Origin of the sequence: Cryobacterium sp. CG_9.6, assembly GCF_029893365.1 — a bacterium.
Classification (GTDB): domain Bacteria; phylum Actinomycetota; class Actinomycetes; order Actinomycetales; family Microbacteriaceae; genus Cryobacterium.
This window is the reverse complement of sequence record NZ_JARXUZ010000001.1, coordinates 3,225,432-3,246,169: the sequence shown is the minus strand read 5'-3', so window position 1 is coordinate 3,246,169 and position 20,738 is coordinate 3,225,432. Positions and strand designations below refer to the sequence as shown.

Here is a 20,738-nt window from a genome sequence, read left to right as displayed (position 1 = left end):
AGCGCCCGCCCATGATCGAGTTGACCCTGCACAACGACGTTGCCTACGTGGTGCTGAACGCGCCCGAAAAGATGAATGCGCTCGACGAAGCGGCCGTGCGCGCGCTCGATGCGGCGTACGCGGAGGCCGAGGCGGCCGGGGTGCGGGCACTGGTTCTGCGCGGGGAGGGTCGGGCGTTCTGTGCCGGCCGGGACATTTCGGCCGTCGACCCGCGCACCGACGACGTGCAGGGTTACCTCGGTGGCCACGTCACGGCGCTGCTGCACCGCATGAGCGCGTTTCCGGCGCCCACTTTCGCCGCCGCTCACGGCGCGTGCCTCGGCGTGGGTCTCGGTCTGCTCATCGCCACCGATGTGGTCTACGTGGCCGACACCGCCAAAATCGGTTCACCGTTTGCGAACCTCGGTGCCACTCTCGACTCGGGTGGACACGCCCTCTTCGTGGAGCGACTCGGTGCCCATCGCACCCTTGACCTCATCTATTCGGGCCGGCTCATGTCGGGCGCCGAGGCCGTGGCCGCCGGACTGTTCAGCCAGGTTTTCCCGGCGGCTGAGCTAGCGGATGCCACGGTGCAGGCCGCCGAGCATGCCGCAGCCGGTGCCACTCAGGCGTTTCTGGCGAGCAAGCACCTTGTGGCCGCTCTCCGCGACGAACGCCTGGGCCTCTGGGACAGCATGACGGCGGAGACCGCTGCCCAGGTTGCCCTCTGCGACACCGCCGATTACCGCGAGGGTTTCGCGGCGTTCCAGCAGAAGCGCAAGCCCGCCTTCACCGGCCGCCCCTAGCTGTACTGAGTCATGAGGTTGGTGACACTCGGCTGAGCGGTGTCTGTCCGATTCCAGTGTGGATGCGTTCAGTGTTGTAGAAGTTGAGCCAGGGCGCAAGGGCTTGGGCGCGTTCGTGGTTGCTGGTGTATTTGCGGGCGTAGGCCCATTCGGTGGCGAGGGTGCGGTTCAGTCGTTCGACTTTCCCGTTCGTCCAGGGGCAGTGCGGTTTGATGAAGCGTTGCACGGCCCCGATCTTCGCGACGGCTTCTTTGAATGCGGTCGAGTTTCGGTAAGCGAAGGCGTTGTCAGAGATGACGCGTTCAATCTGGGGGATGCCGTTTGCCGCGAAGAAGGCTGCGGCACGTTCGAGGACACCAGCAGCGGTGATGCCCTTCTCGTCGGGCTGGATTTCGGCGTAGGCGAGGCGGGAGTGATCGTCGATGACCGCGTGGACGTAGTCAAATCCCACGCGCCGAGACCCCTTTCGATGATTGCGGGGACTTTGGGTGGGGTCAGCGCGCCACCCGCCACCGTTCGGGATGCGGCCGAGTTTCTTCACGTCGATGTGTACCAGTTCGCCTGGCCGGTCGCGTTCGTAGCGTTCTGCGGTGGCGCGTGAAGATCGGATGACCGCGCCGGTGACGGGGTCCAGCCACGACAGGGGTGGGAGGTCGTAGCGAGTCAGTATTCGCGACACGGTCCGTGCTGGCACTCCCGTCACCGCCGCGATGCGCAGGGGCCCATTCCGCCCCAGGAGACGGGCAACAACAACTTTCGCTTCTTGCGGAGCACTGGTCTTCGTCGGGCAATGGTGTGGCCGGGACGAGCGGTTCAGGAGCCCCGCGGTGCCCTCAGCGTGGTGCCGGTTAATCCAGCGGTGAGCGCATTGACGCGAGATGCCGAGCTCTTTAGCGACGTGTGAGACAGGGCGCCCGTCATTGATCACTCTGTCAATCAGTAAGGCCCTCCCATGAAGGGTCAAACGGGTATTAATGTGGGGCATGAGAACCTCCGTTTTCGTGGCGACTTTGACATCACCACTGAAACCGGAGGTTCTCCTTTTTTCAACCCCGAACTGTCACCAACCTCTCGGCTCAGTACACCTAGCCTCGCCCCGTCCTTCCGGTAGCGTCGGCAAAGCCTCCACAACCGAGCAACATTCCGAGTGCGCCACTCACTCGTAGCGGATGTCGGAGGTGGCGTTTATGGTCTGTCGTAAGCCCATATCGGTCAGCTCGTATTGGTCGGCTCGTATCGATCACCACAGAGGCAAGGAGTGGCTCATGCTTCCGATCTCCACCGCAACTTCTGCAGACACCGTCGCGCGCTGGCGAGCCGTTCTCGTGCTCCTGTTGGCCGGTTCCCTGGGCTGCGGAATCGGTGTCGTTGTGGCGACGCGTGCTCCGGGTGCCAGCGGAGCAGATTCTGGCACCGCGGTACCCATCGCTGCCGTGCAGGGCACCGCAGACCAGAGCTCCCTCGTGGGGTCGACCGTCACCGTGGAGGGAGTTCTCACGGCAGACCTCCGTGCGGGCGGCTATGCCGGCGTGTTTCTGCAGACGGCGGGATCTGGCGGGGCAACGCATCCGCTCTCCGGTGCCTCCGACGCGATCTTTGTCCATCTGGGCTCGGCTACGCCGTCGGTCACCCGGGGAGACCTCGTGCGGGCAACCGGTCAGGTCAGTGAGTATGACGGGCTCACTCAAATCACGGCCTCGGCGTCCGGCGCGACCGCACGCGTGGCGGCAGGCGTTGCCCTGCCGGAGGCGACGCCGCTGCCCGACACGCTGATCGGCAGCGCTCGGGAGTCTCTCGAGGGGATGCTCGTTGCGCCGGACGGGACCTATCGGGTCAGTGACAGTCACGAGCTTGATCAATTTGGCGCTCTGTGGTTGTCTGCAGGAACAGACGCCGCCGTGCACGGCACCGAGCGTGCTCGGCCCGGCAGCGAAGCGGCTGCGGTGACCTCCATGAACGAAGATCGCCGTCTGATTCTCGACGACGGTCGCAGTGAACGCTTCGGCACGAGTTCCCCCGGTACGGCCACCCCCACCGCCGGCCAGCCGTACATTGTGGGAAGCGAGGTCGTTCGGGTCGGTGACACGGTGATGTGGCCGGCCGAGCCCTGGGTGCTCTCGTACGGGTTTGGTGATTGGCGGTTGCAGCCCACAGGGGTATTCGGTGGCACCCGCCCCACGTTCACCACTACGAATCCGCGCCCGGTCACGCCGCCCGCGGTGGGCGGCACGCTGCGCGCGGCCACATTCAACGTTCAGAACTACTTCACGACACGCTCGAGCAACAACCCGCGGGCGCGGGGCGCGGCCACTGCGGCGGAGTTTGCCGTGCAGAAATCGAAGATTGTGGCGGCCATCACCGGCCTGGGCGCCGATGTGGTGTGCCTGCTCGAGATAGAAAACTCCCTCGCGCTCGGCGGCCCGGTCGATACCGCTGTCGCCGACCTCGTGAGCGCCCTGAACACCGCAGCCGGCCGGCACCTCTGGGACTTCGTACCCACTCCCGAGGCGCTCCGAGACCCCACCGCGACCGATGTCATCACCACGGCGCTTATCTACACAGCGGATGCGCTCACTCCCGTGGGCCCGAGCCGCACCACTCCGCCGGGCCCGGTCGGCTCGGCAGTCTCCGCTGCGAATACCCGTGCGCCCATCGCTCAGGCGTTCCGCACCACGGATCGCACGTTCACGGTGGTCGGGAGCCACTTCAAATCCAAGGGTGGTGACGGTGCGGAGCCCGCAGACGGGCAGGGACGCTTCACCGAGGTGCGGGTGGCACAGGCTCGCGCGCTCACCGCCTTCGTCCCCGAGTTGCAAGCCTCCTCGGGTAGCCCCGACGTGCTTCTGCTGGGTGATTTCAACTCTTATGCCGAGGAAGACCCCGTCACGACGCTGACCGCAACGGGCCTGGTCGATCTGGTTCCCACCTTCTCGCCCGGTCAGTACACCTACGTCTTCGATGGCGAGGTGGGTTCCCTCGACCATGCTTTTGCCACGCCGTCGCTCGCGGAGCACATCACCGGCGCCGCCGTGTGGGCGATCAACTCAGCGGAGTGGTCGGGTCGCGGCTATGCCGGAGCAACGGCGGAACCCGGCAGTCCCTTTCGCTCGAGTGACCATGATCCGATTCTGGTGGGTGTCGCCCCGTGAACGTCCCTCGCCGACCTCTTGTAGTCTTAAGGGGAGCGGCAGAGGAGGAACCATGACCACACGTTGGGCACGTTTCGCTCGCGGCTGGATTGTGGCCCTCGTCTCCACCTTGGTGGCTGCCGTATCGCACACCATCGGCGGTGGCGGCGCACCGGGCATGGTCGCTGTCGCCCTCTCGCTTGCCTTTGCCGGCATGATTTGTATTGCGCTCGCCGGCCGCACCCTCTCATTCTGGCGCGGTGCACTGGCCGTGCTCACGAGCCAGCTCATTTTTCACGGTCTCTTCTCGCTGGGCGCAGCGGGGGGTGCCATCTCACCCGACGCGATTGCCGCCTCCGGGACGCACCAGCACTCGATGCTTCCGGGACTCATCGAGTCCAGCGGAACCGCGATGCCTGCTGGCCATGATGGTGCGACGATGTGGATTGCCCACGGCGTTGCAGCCGTCATCACGATTGCGGCGCTGCGGTTCGGCGAGCGGGCCTTCTGGGGACTCCTCGAGAATGCTCGGCTCATTGTTCGGGCGCTCTTTCTGCCGACTCCCACCGCCGTCATGCCTCCCGTTCTCGCGCGGCGGGCCGCCACGGCCCGCGTCAGTCTGCCGCGCAATCTGTTCGTGTTGTTATCGTCTCTGCGGCGCCGTGGGCCGCCGCTGGTCACTGTTTTCGCCTGAATGCTCCCGGCTCCGGCCGCCCGCACTTGAGCAACAGCACCAGACCATTTCCCACTTCGCATGAGACGCAGACCGTGTTCTGCGCTCCCGCGGCTCTGACCGGCCGCCGTGCATATTTTTGAAGGAACTCTCATGAAGCATTCCCCGTCTACCTCCGCCCCGTCGACATCCGCACTGTGCACATCCACGCGACGCTCGCGGTTGCCGCTGCTCGCCCGAGTGATGCTCGGCGGCGGTCTCGTCGTTGCCGCGGTGGGCCTCTTCGCGGCGCCGGCCTCGGCGCACAACTCTCCGATCGGCTCCGTGCCGGTTGATAACTCGGTCGTCACCGAACAGCCCGGGGTGTTCTCGGTGACCACAAGCGATCTGCTGCTCGACCTCGACGGCGCGGGTGCGGCCAGTGCCATGCAGATCAGCGGACCGACCGACTCGCCGACGCCCCTCTTTTACGGTGATGGCTGCGCCACGGTCTCGGATGCCACCCTCGAATCGAGCGCCCAGCTCGGCGAGGCCGGTGACTACACGGTCATCTGGCAGACCGTCTCCATCGACGGCCATGCCATCTCCGGCGAGTTCGCGTTCACCTGGCAGCCCGCCGCAGGACAAGAACTCAGTACCGGTTCGCCCGACGCGCCCACGTGCGGTGGAACGGCGGCTGAGGTCACCACGCAGACAACGGATGCCGCCGCCGACGAGTCGGACGCATCCGCTACCGCACCGGGTGCCGGCGCTGATGTGCTGTGGATCGGTGCAGCCCTGGGTGTCGTGGCTCTCGCAGTGGGCGCCACGCTGTTTTTCGTACGTCGCCGACCGCAGCCAGCCGCTCAGTCGGAGCACGAACAGAAGTAGGTCAGGAGGCGAAGATCGCCCCCGCCGACCCTGCAGAGAAGCCCCGTTTCTCGGTTGTGCGTCGCTGGCGCAGGTAGACTCGCACGGTGAGTTGGAACGCCGAAATCCCGTGGAATCCTGACGAGTTCGAACCACCGGAAGACTTCGATGCTCCACCCCCGCCGAGCGAGGGCGGGTACGGTCCGGCCGGCGGGGGCGCGTCCCGTGCGAGCGAGCCAGCGGATGAGTCGAACACGGGTGCGCGTCCGATATCCGCTCCTCAGCGTGTGGCCACAGCCCCAGCCAGCCGCAAATTTGCGACCGCGGCCGAGGCCCTGCACACCGTTTTTGGGTACGACTCGTTTCGCGGCGACCAGGCGGAGATTATCGCTCAGGTGGTCGACGGCAACGACGCCGTCGTGCTCATGCCCACCGGTGGCGGAAAGAGCCTCTGCTATCAGATTCCGTCGCTCGTGCGCGAGGGAACCGGCATCGTCGTCTCTCCGCTCATCGCTCTTATGCAAGACCAGGTGGATGCCCTCACCGCGGTGGGCGTGCGCGCCGCGTTCCTCAATTCCAGCCAGGATGCCGCCTCCCGTGGCCAGGTGGAACGCGACTACCTGTCCGGCAACCTCGATCTGCTCTACGTGGCACCCGAACGCCTGTCGAGCGAAGCCACCAAGCGGTTTCTCGACCAGGGCACCATTGCGCTTTTCGCCATCGATGAGGCGCACTGTGTGTCGCAGTGGGGGCACGATTTTCGTCCGGACTACCTCGCGCTGTCGGAGCTGGCCGACCGCTGGCCCGACGTGCCACGCATCGCCCTTACCGCCACGGCAACGGATGCCACGCATCAGGAGATCACGACCCGCCTGCAGATGGGCGACGCCAAACACTTTGTGGCGAGCTTTGACCGCCCCAATATTCAGTACCGCATTGTGGGTAAATCCGAAGTGCGCAGGCAGCTGCTGTCGTTCATCAAGACGGAGCACCCCGAGGACGCCGGGATCGTTTACGCGCTGAGCCGCAAGACCGTGGATCAGACGGCCGAGTTTTTGCGCCAGAGCGGACTCAATGCGCTGCCCTACCACGCGGGACTCGACGCGGGGCTGCGGGCCCGCACGCAGTCCCGGTTTCTCCGCGAGGAGGGCGTCATTATTGTCGCCACCATCGCTTTTGGCATGGGAATCGATAAGCCCGACGTGCGCTTCGTGGCCCACATCGACCTGCCCAAATCAGTGGAGGGGTACTACCAGGAGACCGGTCGTGCTGGTCGTGACGGCGCCCCCGCCGACGCGTGGCTCGCCTACGGCCTCGCCGATGTCGTGCAGCAGCGCCGCATGATCGACGAGTCGCCCGGCGATTTGTCGCACCGCCGCAAGCTGTCGGCACACCTCGACGCCATGCTCGCGCTCTGCGAAACCGTGCACTGCCGACGCGTCAATCTGCTGCGCTACTTCGGGCAGACCAGTGAACCCTGCGGCAACTGCGACACCTGCCTCGAGCCGCCGGAGGCCTGGGATGGCACGGTACCCGCCCAGAAGCTGCTGTCCACCATCGTGCGTCTGTTGCGCGAGCGCAACCAGAAGTTCGGTGCGGGGCACCTGATTGACATTCTGCGCGGCAAAGACACTCCACGAGCTGCTCAATACGGACACAGTGCTCTCAAGACCTGGGGAATCGGCGCCGACCTCAGTGACCAGCAGTGGCGCGGCGTGGTGCGACAAATGCTCGCTCAGGGTTTTCTGGCCACCTCGGGCGAGTATGGCACGCTCATTCTCACGGATGCCGCGGCTGATGTTCTCGGCGGATCTCGCAGCGTGCAGCTGCGCACCGAACCTGACCGGCCGGTGCGGTCCGCAGCCGCACGCGGTTCGAGCAAGAAGGCCGCGGCGGCCGACCTCTCGCCCGCGCAGACCGAGCTCTTTGAGGCTTTGCGCGCGTGGCGCTCGGCCCAGTCGAGAGAGCAGGGTGTTCCGGCCTACATCGTGTTCGGCGATGCGACCCTGCTGGCCGTCGCCGCGGCCAAACCTGCCCAGATGAGCGACCTTGACGGCATCACCGGCATCGGTGCCAAGAAGCTGGAGGCCTATGGTGAGGCCCTCCTCGAGGTGGTTGCCGCGGCATCCGTCGCCTGATCCGGCGCCGCCACCGCCGCCGCGCCCCAAATCGGTGACCGCTACGGCGGTTACTGTAGCGGCCTCCGATTTCGGGCGCGACGCCGCACAACTTCGACTGCGGCCACCCATTTGCGTAGCGGCCACCCCGGTGTGGCGCGGTGACGGCGGTCCTGTGCGAGCCACGCTTGTGGGGGATAGCTGGGAGAATGCCCAGTCGGTTGAGGAAACCTACAAGATGGATGCCGTGCTCAGCATGCTTCTTTGTAGCCCGGTCACGCACTATTTCGCGGTGGGCCGGGTTGGTTCTAGCGTAGGCACACAGTCACGATTACGCCCACGTTAGGAACTTCGATGCTTGACACTGCTCAGCGTTCCACAGCCCGTTCCGCCGCTCGCCCCACCATACCGAGCGCGCGCAGCGAAACCGCACCCATCCCGGTGAATGGCGTTACGGTGCAGCCCGTTGTCGACGTGGAGCGCCTCGGTCGACAGCTTCTCGGCACGTGGGCCGACGTGCGCCTTCAGGCCCGGGAGCTGTCTGCCCGCCCCGAGATGCAGCGCATCGAGGGCCTCAGCATGGCCGATCACCGCACTCGGGTTTTTGGCCAGCTCAAGGTGCTCGCCGAGAACGGCCACGTGCTGCGGGCGTTCCCGAAGCACCTCGGTGGCCAGGACGATCACGGTGGAAACATTGCGGGCTTCGAAGAGCTCGTCATCGCCGACCCGAGCCTTCAGATTAAGGGTGGCGTGCAGTGGGGCTTGTTTGGTGCGGCCGTGCTGCACCTCGGCACCCAGAAGCACCATGACAAGTACCTGCCCGACATTATGGACCTCACCGTTCCCGGTGCGTTTGCCATGACCGAGATCGGCCACGGATCCGACGTCGCCAGCCTGGGCACCACGGCCACGTTCGACCCCGAGACCGATGAATTCGTCATCCACACCCCGTTCCGGGCTGCCTGGAAGGACTACCTCGGCAATGCCGCGAAAGACGGCATCGCCGCCGTGCTCTTTGCGCAGCTGATTACCCACGGCGTCAACCACGGCGTGCACGCCTTCTATCTCCCCATCCGCGATGAGAACGGCGACTTTTTGCCCGGTGTCGGCGGCGAAGATGACGGCCTCAAGGGTGGCCTCAACGGCATCGACAACGGTCGCCTGCACTTTGACCACGTGCGCATTCCCCGCGAGAACCTGCTCAACCGTTACGGCGACGTCACCGCCGACGGCACGTACACCAGCCCGATCTCCAGCCCCGGTCGTCGCTTCTTCACGATGCTCGGCACGCTGGTGCAGGGTCGCGTGTCGCTCGACGGGGCGGCGACAGCGGCATCCGCTCTCGCTCTCACCATTGCCATCACGTATGGTGGCCAGCGCCGCCAGTTCAACGCGGGCAGTGCCACCGACGAAGAGGTCATTCTCGACTACCAGCGTCACCAGCGTCGGCTGTTCCCGCGCCTGGCCACTACCTACGCGCAGACCTTCGCACACGACGAGTTCCTCGTGAAGTTTGACGATGTGTTTAGCGGCAAGGCCGACACGGATGCCGACCGGCAAGACCTCGAAACCCTCGCCGCCGCCCTCAAGCCGCTCTCCACCTGGCACGCCCTCGACACGTTGCAGGAGTCCCGCGAAGCCTGCGGTGGCGCCGGATTCATTGCGGCCAACCGTCTGGTGGGTCTGCGCGCCGACCTCGACGTGTACGCCACTTTCGAGGGCGATAACAACGTGCTGCTCCAGCTCGTGGCCAAGCGCCTGCTCACCGACTTCAGTCACAAATTCAAGAAGGCGGATGCCGGAGCTCTCGCCCGCTACGTCGTCACCCAGGCTGCCGGTCGCGCCTACAGCGGTTCCGGCCTGCGATCGCTCTCCCAGCTAATGGCGGACCGCGGATCAACGGCTCGCTCCGTTGGTGCGCTACGGGACACGGACGTGCAGCGGGAGATGCTGACGGATCGCGTGGAGACCATGATCGGTGACATTGCCGGCACGCTGCGTCACGCCACCAAACTTCCCAAAAAGGAAGCGGCTGCCCTCTTCAATGCGCATCAGAATGAGCTCATCGAGGCGGCGCGTGCTCACGGGGAGCTGCTGCAGTGGGAGGCCTTCACTCGGGCGCTCGAGACGACCGAAGACGCCGGAACGAAGCAGGTCCTCACCTGGCTGCGCGATCTTTTCGGCCTCGGCCTCGTGGAGAAGAACCTGGCCTGGTACCTCATCCACGGGCGGTTGTCCGCCAAGCGCGCGCAGGCCGTCACCGCCTACATCGACCGGTTGATTGCACGCATCCGTCCGCACGCGCAAGATCTGGTCGATGCGTTTGGGTACACACCCGACCACCTGCGGGCCCCGATCGCCAGCGGACTCGAGCGTGAACGCCAGAGTGAGGCGCGCGAGTACTACGCCGCGGCACGTGCTTCCGGAACCGCTCCCCGCGAGGAGAAGGCCGCCAAGAAGTAGCCCGCCCCGCACTCCCGCCGTCGTACCGCGGTACGAGAAACCCGGGAGCAGAACCGTCCCTGCGGGTGATGCGCCGAGGCATCCTGGGTCCGTAACGTCTTTCAGTGGGGCCGCAGAGTGTGCGGCCCCAGCACTCACTGAAAGAGGAAATTCATGATTCAGGCACAGTCCCTGACCAAGCGCTACGGCAGCAAGACGGCCGTCGATTCGGTCGACTTCACCGTGCAGCCGGGCAAGGTCACTGGCTTCCTCGGCCCGAACGGCGCAGGCAAGTCCACCACGATGCGCATGATTGTGGGACTCGACAAGCCCACCTCCGGCTCCGTCATCGTGAACGGCAAGCCGTACCGCGAGCACAAGGCCCCTCTGCACGAGGTGGGCGTGCTGCTCGATGCCAAGGCCGTGCACACGGGCCGCAGCGCTTACAACCACCTGAGGGCCCTGGCCGCAACCCACAACATTCCGCCGCGCCGAGTCGACGAGGTCATCGCCCTCACCGGCCTCGAATCCGTCGCCCGCAAGCGAGTCGGCGGTTTCTCCCTGGGCATGGGCCAGCGACTCGGCATCGCCGCAGCACTGCTCGGTGACCCAGCCACCCTCATCCTCGATGAGCCCGTCAACGGCCTCGACCCCGAGGGCGTGTTGTGGATTCGCCGCCTCACCCGTCAGCTGGCCGGTGAGGGACGCACCGTTCTGCTCTCCTCGCACCTCATGAGCGAGATGGCGCTCACCGCCGACCACCTCATCATGCTCGGTCGCGGCCGAGTGATAGCGGATGCCCCGGTCGCCGACATCATCGCCTCGGCTACCCACAGCACGGTTCGGGTGCGCACGCCCAGTGCGACCAGGCTCGCGAATCTGCTCGCCCAGGCCACGGTCACGAACCTCGAACAGGACGTTCTCGAGATCGTGGGCGTAACCGCCGCCGAGATTGGTGACGCGGCCGCTCGTGCCGGGATCGTGCTGCACGAGCTGACGCCCGTGAACGCTTCTCTTGAGGAGGCCTACATGTCCCTCACCCAGGATGAGGTTGAGTATCGCACCGGCGGTACCGCTATGTCCACCGAGTCCGAACCGGCAGAGCCGGAACTGCAGGAGGCAGCACGATGACCACCCTGACCCACTCCACCGTTTCCGCTCAAATTTCCACCGACAGGAAGTATGCGCCCACCGGCTCCGGCCTCAGCTTTGTCGGCCTGATGCGCTCCGAGTGGATCAAACTGTGGAGCGTTCGCTCCACGGTGTGGTTGCTCTCCGTGGCCGTGGTCGTTTCCCTCGGTATGGCCGCGGTCACAGCATGGGCCACGACCCTGCAGATTTCGAGCATGGGCGGCCCCTCCGACCTCAGCACGCTTCCCGCGGCCGACCAGGCCGGAATCATTCTGCAGGCCTCCACATTCGGGGTCTTCTTCGGCCAGCTGATCGTGGCGGTGCTCGGTGTTCTTGTCATCAGCGGCGAGTACTCCACCGGAATGATCATGTCTACCCTCACCGCGGTTCCGCGTCGCCTCGGCGCACTCGCGGCCAAGGGCGTCGTACTGTTTGCGGTGACGTTCCTGGTGGGCGTCGTCAGCACCGTGGGTTCGTTCCTGGTGGCGACTCCGATGCTGGCCGGGCTCGGCCTCAGTTCGAGCCTGCTCGATCCGGCCATCAGTCTGCCGCTGCTCGGCGCCTCGCTCTACCTCGCGCTCGTCGCCGTGTTTGCGCTCGGAATCGGAACGGTGGTGCGCAGCGCGGCCTTCGGCATCAGCGCGGCCCTCGGTACGCTTCTGGTGCTTCCGATTGGCCTCTCCATGATCCCGGCCCCGTGGGCCACTGACGTGTCTCCCTACCTGCTCTCGAACGCTGGAACCTCGCTGTTCTCCACGACAGCGGGCATGGAGCCGGGGCAGGGCGTGCTCGTCGTGCTCGGCTGGGTCGTTGCATCGGTGGGAGTGGCTGCCGTGCTTCTCAAGAAGCACGACGCCTAAAGCGAACACGGCGCCCCTCTGCCGCGTAAAATCAACGAAATGACCGAAACACAGCTTTCCCCCCAACGGAACACTCCGTCGCGGGGAGATTTGCTCCTGCCCACCCAACCTGGCATGATCCGACGGTTCTGGTCGCGGCACCCACTCGTGGCCGACGTGCTCCTGGCCAGTGTGTACTTTGTACCGATGTCGATCACCCTGGTCGTTGATGCGGCCGTGAGCGCCGGCACGGCGCCGGCGATGCTCGCGCTCAACGCCCTCATCGTGGCTGTGGTGAGCGCGGCGTTGCTGTTCCGGCGGCGTGCACCTCGGCTGGTCCTCGGCATTGCGCTGCTGGGCATGGTGGTGGGATTCGCCGAATACGGCGAGGGGCATCTGGTGCCTGTGCTGCTCGCGTTGTACGCCGTGGCGGTGTATCGCGATGAGCCAACGGCCTGGATCGGGTTCGGTGCCTCTGCGCTGTTTGGTGCGTTGGCGGCTTGGGCCAACGAGGGCTCCGCCCTGCTGTGGTGGGGAGCTGTCGCGAGCCAGGTGGCGATCATGATGCTCGCCGCGACCCTGACCGGTATCAATGTCGGTAACAGTAAGCGCTACGTGGCCGCACTCGTTGACCTCGCCGCGCAGCTCGCCGCCGAACGCGACCAGCAGGCGCGGTTGGCGCGCATCTCCGAGCGTGCCCGCATCGCCCGGGAGATGCACGACGTCGTCGCGCACAGCCTCTCGGTCATGGTGGCTCTCGCCGACGGTGCCAACGCGATCGCACCGAAAGATCCGGAGCGCTCCCGCGAAGCCATGCTCGAGGTCGCCTCCACGGGACGCAGCTCCATGCATGAGATGCGTCGCCTTCTTGGCGTGCTGGCCGAAGATTCCGAAACGGATGCCGAGGCCCGCCTCGGCGGAACTGATCGGTACGATCCTGCCTCCGTGGTTGCACCACTCGCACCCCAGCCCGGAACCGAACAGCTCGTCGAACTCGTTGAATCCTTTCGCGCGGCGGATCTGCCCATTCGGCTGGAGCAGAACGGGCGAGGTCCCCGCAACACCGGAGTGCAGCTCACGATCTTCCGCATCGTGCAGGAATCGCTGACAAACGTCCTGCGCTACGCCGAGAACCCCACCGTTGTCACGGTGCGAATCGTGGCAACGTCGGGCCGCGTCGAGGTCGTGGTCGCCGACAATGGGGCGCGGCACGCACCAGCGCCCTCGCAGGGTTCCGGCCGGGGCATTATTGGCCTTCAGGAGCGTGTCGGCCTGTACGGCGGCACCCTCGAGGCAGGACCGGCAGCCAATCGTGGCTGGCGCGTGAAGGCGACCATGGTCTTCGATCCTGAGGAAAATGCGTGACCGTTCGTATCCTGCTCGTCGATGACCAGACGCTGCTGCGGGTGGGCTTTCGCATGGTGCTTGATGCAGAGGATGACCTTTCGGTGGTGGCCGAGGCGGGTGACGGGACCGCGGGCGTTGCGCTGGCGGCCCGCGAGCAACCCGATGTCGTGCTGATGGACGTGCGCATGCCCGGCATGGACGGCATCGAGGCCACGAGGCGAATCGTCGCGGCGAATCCCGCCACTCGGGTGATCATCCTCACCACCTTCGACCTGGACGAATACGCCTTCGGGGGGCTTCGGGCGGGAGCGAGCGGGTTTCTGCTGAAGAATACCGAACCCGGGGAGCTGATAGCCGCGATCCGCTCGGTGGCGTCGGGGGACGCATCCGTTTCACCCCGCGTCACCCAGCGGATGCTGGAGCTGTTCGGCGCGAAGCTGCCCGCGCAGGGGGGAGCCGAGAACGCGGCGAACCAGCTTGACGCGCTCACAGCCCGCGAACGGGAGGTGTTTCTTGCCATTGCTGAGGGACTCTCGAACCCGGAACTCGGCGCGCGGTACTCTCTGTCGGAATCGACCGTGAAGACCCACGTCGGCAGAATCCTGCAGAAACTCGGGCTGCGCGACCGCGTGCAGGCCGTGATTCTGGCGTACGAGCTAGGCCTGGTGGGCTGACCTCTCCGGCGGCTTGGATGAGCGGCTCACGGGGTGGGGAATAGGCTCAGGTCATGCGCACTTTTTACCCTGAGATCGAACCCTACGAAACCGGAATGCTCGACGTGGGCGACGGGCAGATGATCTACTGGGAGGCCTCCGGTAACCCGGAGGGCAAACCGGCCGTGTACCTGCACGGTGGCCCGGGCGGAGCCAGCAGTGCGGCGCAACGCCGGGTCTTTGACCCCGCGAAGTACCGCATTGTGCTCTTCGACCAGCGTGGATGCGGCCAGAGCACTCCGCATGCGAGCGCACCGCAGGCCGATCTGGCAACGAACACCACGTGGCACCTTGTTGCCGATCTGGAGAAACTGCGTGAGCACCTGGGCATTGACCGTTGGCTGGTCTGCGGTGGTTCCTGGGGGAGCACGCTGGGACTCGCGTACGCCGAAACGCACCCGAGCAAGGTGTCCGAGCTGGTGCTGCGCGGAATCTTCACCCTGCGTCCGGTGGAACTCGACTGGTTCTATGAGGGCGGCGCAGCGGCCATTTACCCGGACCTGTGGGAGGCATTCCTCGCACCGGTACCGGAGGCCGAGCGGGGTCACCTGATCGAGGCATACGGTCGCCTGCTGCACGACCCGGACGGGTTCGTGCGCGAGCGCGCGGGCATTGCCTGGGCAACGTGGGAATCATCCACGATCACGCTGCTGCAGGAACCCGACAAGATCGCACATTTTTCGGAGCCAGCCTTCGCCGTGGCCTTTGCCCGCATCGAGAATCACTTCTTTAAACACGGTGGCTGGTTCGAGCCAAATCAGCTGATTCGCGACGCCGGTCTGCTTGCCCACATCCCCGGCGTTATCGTGCAGGGACGCTACGACATGTGCACGCCCGCCTTCACGGCGTGGGACCTGCACAAGAACTGGCCGGAAGCTGACTTCCACATGATTCCGGATGCCGGCCACGCGTTCGACCAGCCCGGAATTCTGCACGCCATCATTGAAGCGACCGACCGCTTCGCCGACTGAGCTCCAGGCAGCATCCGCCCACGACGGGGAGCGCCGAGTGCCACTCTTCTGCCCATGTTGGGGGGCCGCGCAGGATTAGTTCCTGTGTCACAGTATTGATCGTGAGACAACCTCATCGAGGGTGATCTTTGCTGCGCCTGATCATGTGCCCTAATACGTGGGTCTAATTGTGTTGCCCGGAACTAGGCATCTGATCGAGTCGGAGGAGAGAACCACCGGCACAGAGCAGAAGGATGGCTATGACCGTATCGACGACGCAGGCACGGCTCCGGGTTGCTGTTATTGGAGCGGGTTACTGGGGGCCCAACTTAGCTCGCAATTTCACCGCCAGTGCATTCTGGGATCTCGTGGCGATCTGCGACCTCGACGCAGATCGCGCGCAGGGTGTTGCGGATCGAGTGGGCGGCGACGTTGCGGTGTACTCCGACGTGGCGGCTGTTCTCGCTCGGCCCGATATTGACGCGGTGGCCATTGCAACTCCGGCGCGCACGCACCACGCTCTCGTGCTCCTCGCCCTTCGTGCCGGCAAGCACGTTCTGGTGGAGAAGCCGCTCGCCGACAACCGCGATCACGGTGCCGAAATGGTGCAGGAAGCGGCGGAGCGCGGTCTCGTGCTCATGGCCGACCACACATATTGCTACACACCTGCCGTTCTCAAGATTCGGGAACTCATCGCGGCGGGCTCTCTCGGGGAGATTCTGTTCATTGACTCCGTCCGCATCAACCTGGGGCTCGTGCAACCCGACGTCGACGTATTCTGGGATCTGGCTCCGCACGATCTGTCCATCATCGATTTCGTGCTACCGGGTGGCCTGCGCCCCGAGGCGGTGTCGGCTCAGGGCGCGGACCCGCTGGGAGCGGGGAAGGCCTGTATCGGATATCTCACGATCCCGCTGCAGAACGGCGCTATCGCTCATGTCCACGTCAACTGGCTGAGCCCCACCAAGATTCGACAGATGGTCATCGGCGGCACGGAACGCACCCTGGTTTGGGACGATCTCAATCCTCAGCAGCGTCTGAGCGTGTACGACCGCGGGGTCGATCTCACCCAACAGTCGATTGACGGAGCGGATGCCGCGGCATCGCTGGTCTCCTATCGCCTGGGCGATACGTGGTCTCCCGCACTGCCTGAGCACGAAGCGCTGGGCGCAATGGTGAGCGAATTCGCGGCGAGCATTCGGGAGGGACGTGCGCCTCGAACCGACGGGGAGGCTGGTCTGCGCGTACTTGCAGTGCTGGAAGCGGCCAGCCGCAGCCTGACTGATCACGGACTGATGTCCCCCGTGCAGAGCAACATTCATGGTGCCTCGACCGATGCTGACCTCGTGGAGGTTGGCCGTTGACCGCCCTCGCAGCACACGACCTCTCGGGACTACGCATTCTGGTGACCGGGGGTGCGGGTTTCATCGGCAGCCATCTTGTCGACACGCTCTTGGCTCGCGGTGTGTCGGAGGTGCGGGTTCTGGACAACTTCAAGAACGGAACGCATCACAACCTCGCCGCAGCGCAGCTCGACCCGCGGTTCTCTCTGATCGTTGGCGATATTCGTGATGGCAACACGCGCGAGCACGCTTTGCGCAACATCGACGTCGTGTTTCACCTCGCCTGCTTAGGCGTGCGTCACAGCTTGCACGATCCACTGGAGAATCACCAGGTCAATGCTCTCGGCAGCCTGTTGATGCTGGGCAGCGCGCGCGCCGCAGAGGTACGTCGTTTCGTCTATGTGAGTACGAGTGAGGTCTTTGGCACCGCTCAATACGCCCCAATGGACGAGCGTCACCCCACCTGGCCGGAGACCGTTTATGGTGGGAGCAAACTCGCGGGTGAGGCCTATACGCGGGCCTATTTCCGCACCTACGGTATGGACACGGTTGTGGTGCGCCCGTTCAACACATACGGGCCACGAAGCCATTTCGAGGGAGACAGCGGAGAAGTCCTGCCTCGAACTATTGTTCGTCTCCTCGCCGGAGAGCGGCCCGTCATCTTCGGTGACGGTAAGCAAACGCGGGACTTTATGCACGTATACGACACCTCGGCTGCGCTCGCACTGCTGGCCGATACCTCCGGGCTCGCCGGGGAGACACTCAACCTAGGCTCCGGCACCGAGGTGAGCATGAACGATCTGTGCGAAGCGGTGGCTGTGGCGGTGGGTCGCCCCGATCTCGTTCCCGTGCACGATATTGCCCGTCCCGGTGATGTGCGCCGCCTGCTTGGTGACCCAACTCACACAGCATCCCTCACCGGATTCGCGCCCACGGTCGAGTTTGCGGATGGTGTAGCCGACCTTGTTGAGTGGTTCAAAAAAATGGCGACGGAAAATCCTGACCGTGTCAATCGCATCGAAGACCGCAACTGGGTTGCGATGGAGGCCGTCTGATGACCCGAGTGAATGTGATGAAGCCCTGGATGGGTTCCGAGGAGATCGCCGCTGTGACGGCCGTGATTGAGTCCGGTTGGGTGGCTCAGGGCCCTCGGGTCGCGGAGTTCGAACAGCTTTTCGCGCTGACCATGCAGAGTCCGTTTGCGGTGGCAACCTCCAACTGCACCACTGCCCTGCACCTCGCTCTCGTCGTGAGTGGAATCGGCGCCGGTGACGACGTTGTGGTTCCGTCATTCTCGTTCATTGCTACCTCGAACGCACCCTCGTATGTGGGTGCGCGGAGTGTCTTCTGCGACGTGGATGCAACAACGGGAAATGTCACGGCCGAAACGGTTCGGTCCGCTCTCACTCCGGCCACTCGAGCCGTGATTGTAGTCGACCAGGGTGGCATGCCCGTGGATCTTGACCCCATTCGTGCCCTCTGTGACCCTCTCGGCATCGTTGTCATTGAGGATGCCGCGTGTGCCGCGGGATCCCTCTACAAGGGGCGCCCGGTCGGGTCGGGGGCCGAACTGACAGCGTGGTCATTTCATCCTCGCAAGATCCTTACCACCGGTGAGGGCGGCATGCTCACGACGACGCGCTCTGAGTGGGCGACGCGCGCTCGGCAGCTCCGCGAGCATGCAATGAGTGTGTCTGCAACGGACCGCCATGCCTCGGTGCTGTCCCCGCCGGAGGAATACAGGGAGATAGGTTTCAATTTTCGTATGACGGACCTGCAAGCCGCGGTGGGTATCGTGCAGGTCGGGCGTCTGCCCGCCATTGTGAAGCGACGACGGAGTATCGCGGCCGGTTACACAGCCGCCCTCGCGGGGATCCCCGGTCTGCGCGTTATCTCCGATCCAGTCTGGGGAACAACGAATTTTCAGTCCTTCTGGATCGAGGTGAGCTCCGAATACGCGTTGAGTCGTGACGGTCTTCTGGAGCGGCTCGCTGAAGCTGACATATCGGCTCGACGTGGCATCATGGCGGCACACCGCCAACCCGCCTACCGCGGTCACGATGGTGGCACCGCACCGCTACCAGTCACGGAACGGCTCACGGAGACGACGCTTATCCTGCCGGTGTATCACCAGCTCACGCTGGAAGACCAGGAACGGGTCATTGAGGTGCTTCAGGTCGAGAATGCGGTCGCCCATGCCTGAGCTGCTTCTGGTGGGGGCGGGCGGCCTCGCCCGCGAGGTGCTCAGCCTGCTGCGCACCCAGTCGGACCCACGCACCGTTCTGTTCGTCGACGACGACCCCGCCCTCTGGGGGACAACACTCGATGGTGTGATGGTCACGGGCGGAATCGATACGGTAACCGAGCACGCGCTCTCACAGGTGCTTCTCTGCGTCGGACACGGGTCGGGTCGAGCTCGGATCGCGTCGCGACTCGCCGATCTCGGCGTCGCCGTCGAGCGGTATGCCACGGTCATTCACCACTCGGTAGAGGTTCCCGCGTCGTGCACGGTCGGTGCGGGAAGCATCGTCTTGGCAGGTGCCGTGCTCACCACTAACGTGCACCTCGGAAATCATGTCGTGGTCATGCCGCACGTCACGCTGACCCACGGCACGAGCGTCAGCTCCTTCGCCACGCTGTGTGCCGGAGTGAGCCTCGGCGGCGACGTTCGCGTGGGTGTAGGTGCCTACCTGGGCATGAACTGCTCCGTGCGTCAGGGCGTGCAGATTGGCGATGGTGCCACAGTTGGCATGGCCGCTGCCGTTCTCACCGATGTTCCTGACCATGACACCTGGATCGGCGTGCCTGCAGCCCCGATGTCCCTGACGATGAAGGCACGTGTGAGCCCATGAGGATCCTCATTTGTGCGCACACCCTTGAAATAGGAGGGAGTCAGATTAACGCAATTGAGCTCGCGGCTGCGGTGGCCGAGCTTCCTGGTCATGACACGGCCATGTACGCTCCCGATGGTGTTCTTGCCGATGACATTCGGGCGCGTGGACTGCCGTTGTACCGTGCACCGGAGACACATATGGTCCCGTCGGTCCGGTCGTCTGCCCGGATGACGGCCCTGGCCGCGTCCGGAAAATTTGACCTCGTTCACGCCTACGAATGGAACACCACTCTCGATGCCCTCGCGGGACCCGGTCTTGTTCTCGGCACGCCTATCCTCTCCACAATTCTGTCCATGGACGTTCCCTACCTGATCCCCCGCAGTGTGCCAATGATTGTGGGTACGCGTCAGATGTATCGGGAAGAACTTCGATGGCGTCCCGACGTTCACCTGTTAGAACCGCCAGTCGACACAGTATGCAATGCGCCCGGGGTAACGGGCAAGGCCGAGCATGTTCGGGCAGAATGGGGAATCAGCGCGACGGATCTGTTGGTCGTGGTCGTCGGTCGGCTCGCGGCCCGGCTGAAGCTCGAGGGGTTGTTGGCAGCGATCGCAGCGATCGATCGGCTTGCCCCGCGCTACCCCGTTCGCCTGCTGATCGTCGGTGATGGGCCGGAAAGGCCCCGGGTTGCGGCGGCCGCTGCTCTGGTCAATACCATCGGCAATCGTCCTGTGGTTCAGCTTGTCGGTGAGCGTGCCGATCCAAAGCCCTTCTACGATGCTGCGGACGTGATTATTGGAATGGGTGCGTCCGCCCTTCGTGGTCTCGCATTCGCGAAGCCACTCGTTGTCCAGGGGGAACGCGGCTACTGGGAGACGCTCACGCCTGAAACGGCCGAGACCTTTCTGCGGCAGGGTTGGTATGGCATCGGAGACTCGAGTGACGCGCGCCAACGTTGTGAATCCAAGCTTGAGGGCCTCCTCGCGGCTACAGCGGAGGCCCGGGCCTCGCTCGGGACTTTTGGCCGCGGCGTTGTCGAACAACGTTATAGTCTCACGGCCGCTGCACAGACGCTTGAGGGTATTTACGAGCTCGTCGCAGATCGACGGGTGTCGGTGGCAAATCGCGTCCGAGATCAGTTTGGTGCAGGGTTCGTCATGGCCAAACATCACGCAGCGTTGTTGGGGCATCGGGCGAGAGCATCCGCTCCGGGGAGAAAGCGCTCATGATCAAAGTGCAGCCAATTGTTGACGGCCCCCGGGTGTCTGGAACGGCCCCGCCGAGTGTTTCGGTCGTGATTCCGTGTTACAACTACGGCCGGTATCTGCGGGCGTGCGTGGAGTCGGTTCTCACTCAAAAGGGTGTCCGTGTAGACGTCACAATTGTTGACGATGCATCGACGGATGACAGCGTGTCAGTCGCCGAGGCTCTTTGCGCTGACGACGACCGGGTGACGCTTCGGCGGCACAGCAGCAATCAAGGTCACATCGTCACGTTCAATGATGCCCTCGCCTGTGCCACGGCGGATTTTGTTGTCAAGATGGACGCTGACGACCTGCTGACCAGGGGGTCGCTTGCCCGGTCAGC

Annotated in this window: 17 protein-coding genes; 16 read left to right on the top strand and 1 reads right to left on the bottom strand. The window is 64.7% G+C overall.

Annotated elements, in window-relative coordinates:
• Positions 1–11 precede the first annotated feature (11 nt).
• The gene (locus H4V99_RS15075; protein ID WP_280679659.1) at positions 12–785 is read left to right on the top strand and encodes an enoyl-CoA hydratase/isomerase family protein; all 774 of its coding nucleotides are present in this window, start codon (positions 12–14) and stop codon (positions 783–785) included.
• A 10-nt stretch (positions 786–795) separates the two neighbouring features.
• Here the strand turns inward: H4V99_RS15075 and H4V99_RS15070 are convergent, their stop codons facing one another.
• On the bottom strand, positions 796–1,770 hold the full coding sequence (locus tag H4V99_RS15070) for an IS481 family transposase (protein ID WP_280677374.1): 975 nt from the start codon (positions 1,768–1,770) through the stop codon (positions 796–798).
• A gap of 280 nt (positions 1,771–2,050) precedes the next feature.
• Here H4V99_RS15070 and H4V99_RS15065 point away from each other — a divergent pair, with 280 nt between their 5' ends.
• The 15 genes from H4V99_RS15065 to H4V99_RS14995 all read left to right on the top strand — a co-directional run bounded on the left by H4V99_RS15065 (position 2,051) and on the right by H4V99_RS14995 (position 20,380).
• On the top strand, positions 2,051–3,934 hold the full coding sequence (locus tag H4V99_RS15065; RefSeq protein WP_280679657.1) for an ExeM/NucH family extracellular endonuclease: 1,884 nt from the start codon (positions 2,051–2,053) through the stop codon (positions 3,932–3,934).
• 52 nt (positions 3,935–3,986) lie between these two features.
• Positions 3,987–4,607, top strand: coding sequence for a hypothetical protein (locus H4V99_RS15060; RefSeq protein ID WP_280679655.1), 621 nt, complete (start codon positions 3,987–3,989; stop codon positions 4,605–4,607).
• A gap of 132 nt (positions 4,608–4,739) precedes the next feature.
• On the top strand, positions 4,740–5,456 hold the full coding sequence (locus H4V99_RS15055; RefSeq protein ID WP_280679653.1) for a copper resistance protein CopC: 717 nt from the start codon (positions 4,740–4,742) through the stop codon (positions 5,454–5,456).
• Positions 5,457–5,542: 86 nt separating this feature from the next.
• On the top strand, positions 5,543–7,573 hold the full coding sequence (gene recQ, locus H4V99_RS15050; protein ID WP_280679651.1) for a DNA helicase RecQ: 2,031 nt from the start codon (positions 5,543–5,545) through the stop codon (positions 7,571–7,573).
• Between the two features lie 333 nt (positions 7,574–7,906).
• Entirely contained in the window at positions 7,907–10,015 is a 2,109-nt protein-coding gene (locus H4V99_RS15045; RefSeq protein WP_280679649.1) for an acyl-CoA dehydrogenase, read from the top strand.
• A 153-nt stretch (positions 10,016–10,168) separates the two neighbouring features.
• Positions 10,169–11,125: an ATP-binding cassette domain-containing protein gene (locus H4V99_RS15040; RefSeq protein WP_280679647.1), complete on the top strand. Its 957-nt coding sequence runs from the start codon at positions 10,169–10,171 to the stop codon at positions 11,123–11,125.
• Complete coding sequence (locus H4V99_RS15035) at positions 11,122–11,985, top strand: ABC transporter permease (RefSeq protein ID WP_280679645.1); 864 nt, start codon at positions 11,122–11,124, stop codon at positions 11,983–11,985. The genes H4V99_RS15040 and H4V99_RS15035 overlap by 4 nt, the downstream gene beginning before the upstream one ends.
• A gap of 39 nt (positions 11,986–12,024) precedes the next feature.
• Positions 12,025–13,329, top strand: coding sequence for a histidine kinase (locus H4V99_RS15030; RefSeq protein ID WP_280679643.1), 1,305 nt, complete (start codon positions 12,025–12,027; stop codon positions 13,327–13,329).
• A complete protein-coding gene (locus H4V99_RS15025) occupies positions 13,326–13,985 on the top strand; it encodes a response regulator transcription factor (protein ID WP_280679641.1) in 660 nt (219 codons plus the stop codon). Before H4V99_RS15030 ends, H4V99_RS15025 begins: the two co-directional genes overlap by 4 nt.
• 53 nt (positions 13,986–14,038) lie before the next feature.
• On the top strand, positions 14,039–14,995 hold the full coding sequence (gene pip, locus H4V99_RS15020) for a prolyl aminopeptidase (protein WP_280679639.1): 957 nt from the start codon (positions 14,039–14,041) through the stop codon (positions 14,993–14,995).
• Between the two features lie 239 nt (positions 14,996–15,234).
• Positions 15,235–16,338, top strand: a complete 1,104-nt coding sequence (locus H4V99_RS15015) for a Gfo/Idh/MocA family oxidoreductase (RefSeq protein ID WP_280679637.1) — start codon at positions 15,235–15,237, stop codon at positions 16,336–16,338.
• On the top strand, positions 16,335–17,372 hold the full coding sequence (locus H4V99_RS15010) for a GDP-mannose 4,6-dehydratase (protein ID WP_280679635.1): 1,038 nt from the start codon (positions 16,335–16,337) through the stop codon (positions 17,370–17,372). The genes H4V99_RS15015 and H4V99_RS15010 overlap by 4 nt, the downstream gene beginning before the upstream one ends.
• Positions 17,372–18,520 carry a DegT/DnrJ/EryC1/StrS family aminotransferase gene (locus H4V99_RS15005; protein ID WP_280679633.1) on the top strand — a complete coding sequence of 383 codons (1,149 nt, stop codon included), beginning with the start codon at positions 17,372–17,374 and terminating at the stop codon, positions 18,518–18,520. The genes H4V99_RS15010 and H4V99_RS15005 overlap by 1 nt, the downstream gene beginning before the upstream one ends.
• Positions 18,513–19,169, top strand: coding sequence for a NeuD/PglB/VioB family sugar acetyltransferase (locus H4V99_RS15000; RefSeq protein ID WP_280679631.1), 657 nt, complete (start codon positions 18,513–18,515; stop codon positions 19,167–19,169). The genes H4V99_RS15005 and H4V99_RS15000 overlap by 8 nt, the downstream gene beginning before the upstream one ends.
• Entirely contained in the window at positions 19,166–20,380 is a 1,215-nt protein-coding gene (locus H4V99_RS14995; protein WP_280679629.1) for a glycosyltransferase, read from the top strand. Before H4V99_RS15000 ends, H4V99_RS14995 begins: the two co-directional genes overlap by 4 nt.
• The last annotated feature ends 358 nt before the right edge of the window (positions 20,381–20,738 follow it).